The following is a 4,189-nucleotide window of genomic DNA, read 5'->3' as shown; positions in this document are numbered from 1 at the left end:
GGGCGACGGTCGGAAAAACCGGAACGGGTTGCACACGGCCGAGGAGACGGCTGCCAAGGCGCTGGGTGGGACGGCGCGTTGCGTGAGGAGGGGGAGCGCAATGGATCGCGATGTTCTGGATGTGGTTGACGAGTTGTTCCGTCGCCGGTTGCAGGTGCCGGAGTTGGATCCGGACACGCCCCTGGCGGACTACGGCCTGGACTCGGTGCGGTCGATCGATCTGATCGTGGAGATGGAGTCGCTGTTCGACGTGCAGATGTCCGATGGACAGGCGGCGTCGATGCGGACGTTGCGTGACGTCGTCGACCAGGTGACCGCCTCGATGACCGTGCGGGTCGGAAACGGGATCGGCACGCCATGAGCACCGATCTCGACTTCGGTCGCTACGCCCGGCCTGAACTGGGCCGCCTCTTCCAGGCCCTCAACCTGGACGTGGCGTACCGCCGTGGGCACGGCGACCACCTCACGCCGGAGCCGGTGGAGGGCGCCGACACCGCCGACCAGGTGCTCGACCTGGTCGGCGGTGCCGGCTCGTCCCTGTTCGGGCACAACCATCCGGCGCTGGTCGCGGTGGCCCGACGCTGCCTCGACGAGCAGCTTCCCTTCAACGCACAGGCCAGCATCCGCCCGGGGGCGGCCATGCTGGCCGCGAAGTTGTCGGCGCTCGTGCGGGCCACCACCGGTGTGGACTACGTGGTGACCCTGGGATCCACCGGTGCGGAGGCGGTGGAGGCCGCGGTGAAGCATGCCGTGGTCGAGCGGCGCAGGCGGCTCGGCGCGCTGCGCGAGGAACTCGACCGCACCCTGCGCCGGCTGCGCCGCGACGGCCTCGCCGACACTCCGTGCGTGAGCGGGCCCGCCGCCGGGCGCCCCTGCGGCGAGGTGGTCACGGCGGCGGTCGAGAAGCTCACCGAGGTACTGCGCGCCGAGCCCGTTCTGGTCTCGCTGCGCGACGCCTTCCACGGCAAGACGACCGCCGCGGGTACCTTGACGCACGGTTCCAACGTGCCCGAAGACCTGCATGTGCCCGGACCCCGGCGGGTGCGGTTGACCAACTGGGCGCCCGAGGCGGTCGTGGGAGCGCTCGACGACCGGCTCGTCGAGATCTGCACGGTCACCGTGGACGCCGACGGAGTGCCGCACTCCACGGCCCGCAACCTGTCGCCGGTCGCCGCCTGTTTCGCCGAGCCCATCCAGGGTGAGGCCGGGGTGCGCGAGGTCCCGGCCGAGACCCTGACCGCCCTGCGGAAGCTGGCTGACAGGCACGACACGGTGCTCGTGTTCGACGAGATCCAGTGCGGTATGGGCCGCACCGGTACGTTCCTGGCGTCGGAACCGTCGGGCGTGGTCGCCGATTACTACCTGTTGTCGAAGTCGCTTGGTGGCGGACTGGCCAAAATCTCGGCGATGATGGTCGCCGCCGGTCGCTACGTCGCCGACTTCGGCCGCCACCACACGTCCACCTTCGCCGAGGACGACTTCTCCGCGTTGATCGCCACGGCCGCGTTGGACCTTTACGAGAGTCACCGCGACCGGATCGCCGCGGTCGGCGCGGATCTGCGTGACCAACTCACCAAGATGGCGGCGCGATGGCCGGAAGCGATCGTCGAGGTGCGTGGCCGAGGGCTGCTCCTCGGCGTGGAGTTCCGCCTGCCGCAGCCGGAGTCGGCCCTGTTGCGCGCCGTGTTCGACGCCGAGTCGCTCGGCTTCCTGATCGCAGGTCGGTTGCTGCACTCGCACCGGGTCCGGGTCATGCCCACCCTGTCCGCGCCGACGACCGTACGCGTGCAACCATCCGCTCTGCTCGAACCCGAGGACATCGAGCGGGCCGTCGCGGCGTTCGACGACGTGGCCGGTCTGCTCGCCAAGGGCGACTACGCGACGTTGCTGTCGCACCTGGCCGTACCGCCGACCGGTGCCTGGCGTCCGCGTCAGCATGTGCCGGCGCCCTCCCGCCCCCGGCGGGTCCGCCGCGACGGGGACGTCGCGCACGTGGTGTTCCTCGCCAATCTCGACAATGCGTCCACAGTGCGCTCCCTGGCCCCGGAGCTGGCGGAGTGGTCGGACAGCCGGTGTGCGGCGGCCCTGGACCGGATGCGTGGCGAGCTGGAGCCGTTCGAGGTTGTCCGGCACCGGGTGACCTCGGACACCGGACGCGCGGCCGATGTCAGCGTGGTGGCGGTGCCGTTCACCGCCGCCCAGGCGGTCGACGCGTTGCGCGCCGGGCAACGGCCCTGGTTGTCCCGGACCGTGCTGGACGCGGTGGAACTGGGCGTCTCCCTCGGCGGCGACGTCGTCGGTCTGGGCGGCTACACCTCGATCGTCACCGGCGCGGGGCGGGACGTGATCGAGCACGAGGTACGGATCACCTCCGGCAACTCACTCACCGCAGCCTGCGCCTACGATCTGCTCCAGCGCCACCTGAGCAGCAGCGGTTCCGGTGCGCGTCGGGTCGGCCTGGTCGGCGGCATCGGCAACATCGGTGCGGTGATGGCCGATCTGGTCGCCCCGCACTGCGAGTCGCTGGTCCTCGTCGGCCGGCCCGGCTCCGGGCGCAGACTCGCCACGGTCGCGAAGCGGGTGGCCCACCTGGTCGACGTCTCGGTCGCCGAGGACCTCGAGGCGCTGCGGGACTGCCCGATCGTGGTCAGCGCGACGAACTCGGCCGACCCGGTCATCCTGCCCACCCACCTGGCGGCCGATCGGGACGTCCTCGTCTGCGACCTCGCGGTGCCGGGTGACACGCACCCGGCGGTGGCGGATCTGCCGAACGTCACCCTCGTGTCCGGTGGTCGTGTCCGGCTCCCCAATGGGCAGACGCCGCACTTTCCGGGCATCACTCTGCCGCCGGGCATCGTCTACTCGTGTCTGGCCGAGTCCATCCTGCTGGGTCTCGAGCCGGACGCGGCGAGTCCGTCCTACGGTGGCCTGTCCGTCGCCGGCGTGGTGTCCGCTCTCGAACTGGCCCGTCGACACGGCTTCCACCCCACCCGCATCACCGCGGCTGACGTTTCGACGATGCCGTGGGTAGCGAGTTAGCACCCCACCTACCTGACCCGGAGGTTCGTATATGAGCGATGTGACGGTACGGCGGATAACGCCGGCCGAGCTGGCCGAGGCAAGCCGGATAGTCGGTCTTGCGTTCGCCCTCAATCCGAGCAACCTGGCCATCGCCGGCGGTAACCAGGACAAGGCCGCCCGGATCATGGAGCACGCGGCTCTCACCCTCAAACTCGGCAACAGTGCCAGCCACGTGCTCGTCGCCGAGCGGGAGGGCGAACTCGCCGGCGTGCTCAAGGCCGCGGAGTGGCCGCACTGCCAGATGACGGTCGGCGAGAAGATCAAGTCGATCCCGTCGCAGGTCCGCACGATGGGCCTGGGACTGCCTCGTGCCCTGAAGGTGGTGGGCGGGCGAGCCAAGCATGAACCCCGCAAGCCCCACTGGCACATCGGGCCGATCGCCGTTCACCCCGGACAACAGGGGTACGGGATCGGGTCGGCGCTGCTCGCGGCCTTTCTCGCCGACGTTGATCGGCAGAAGGTGCCGGCCTTCCTCCAGGCGGACGTTGACCGCAACGTCGTGCTCTACGAGAGGTTCGGCTTCCGCGTGGTCTCCCAGGAGGCGATTCTCGGCATCAACACCAGTTTCATGTGGCGGGACGCACAGTAGGACGACGTGTCGGGGTAGCGACTCACCGAACGCCAGCCGGCTGGGTGATGTCAAACCTGTGGACCGCCGGGAAAAGACCCCTTCCCGGCGGTCCACAGTCTTCACGTGTGTCCGAAAGCGATTGGCGGAAGCGGTGGAGGAGCCGACAGATCCGGGCAGTCCCTTATCCGACAACGCATGGCTCGATCTGATGATTGAAGTTTCCCTGGGCGGGTTGCTGAAATTACGGACGAAACATCCTCTTCGTGTGACGCGTGCGAAGCACACCAGGAGGTGTGCAGAATTAACGGATTGCAGTACGTCGATCAAGTGATAGCGTGCAGTAGTGTTCCGCCAGTTCTGAGATGAGGGCAGACTCCGCGCGATGCCACGAGATCAGCGCGGTTTCGAGGTGGAAGGCGGCGTCATTGAAGACGGGCGCCCTGTGGGTGCTCGCGTTTTGGTGGTGCCCATTCGGCGAGGATGCCGAAGGACGTGATTGCAGTCACCCGAATGCGCGTTCGGCGTGCAGGTGCGAGC

3 protein-coding genes are annotated in these 4,189 nt (G+C 68.8%); all 3 read left to right on the top strand.

The genetic code is table 11. From position 1 onward, the window contains the following. Positions 1 to 100: 100 nt before the first annotated feature. Genes Vlu01_RS27250 through Vlu01_RS27240 form a run of 3 tightly spaced genes read left to right on the top strand, consistent with a single transcriptional unit; the run spans position 101 to position 3,670 of the window. Positions 101 to 361, top strand: a complete 261-nt coding sequence (locus tag Vlu01_RS27250; protein ID WP_204004986.1) for an acyl carrier protein — start codon at positions 101 to 103, stop codon at positions 359 to 361. Then, a complete protein-coding gene (locus Vlu01_RS27245) occupies positions 358 to 3,039 on the top strand; it encodes an aminotransferase class III-fold pyridoxal phosphate-dependent enzyme (RefSeq protein WP_204004984.1) in 2,682 nt (893 codons plus the stop codon). The genes Vlu01_RS27250 and Vlu01_RS27245 overlap by 4 nt, the downstream gene beginning before the upstream one ends. Positions 3,040 to 3,070: 31 nt before the next feature. After that, complete coding sequence (locus Vlu01_RS27240; protein WP_204004982.1) at positions 3,071 to 3,670, top strand: GNAT family N-acetyltransferase; 600 nt, start codon at positions 3,071 to 3,073, stop codon at positions 3,668 to 3,670. Positions 3,671 to 4,189: the final 519 nt, after the last annotated feature.

This window comes from Micromonospora lutea (assembly GCF_016863535.1).
GTDB lineage: Bacteria > Actinomycetota > Actinomycetes > Mycobacteriales > Micromonosporaceae > Micromonospora > Micromonospora lutea.
Note: the sequence above shows the minus strand (reverse complement) of the source record. Positions and strands in the feature narration are given on the sequence as shown.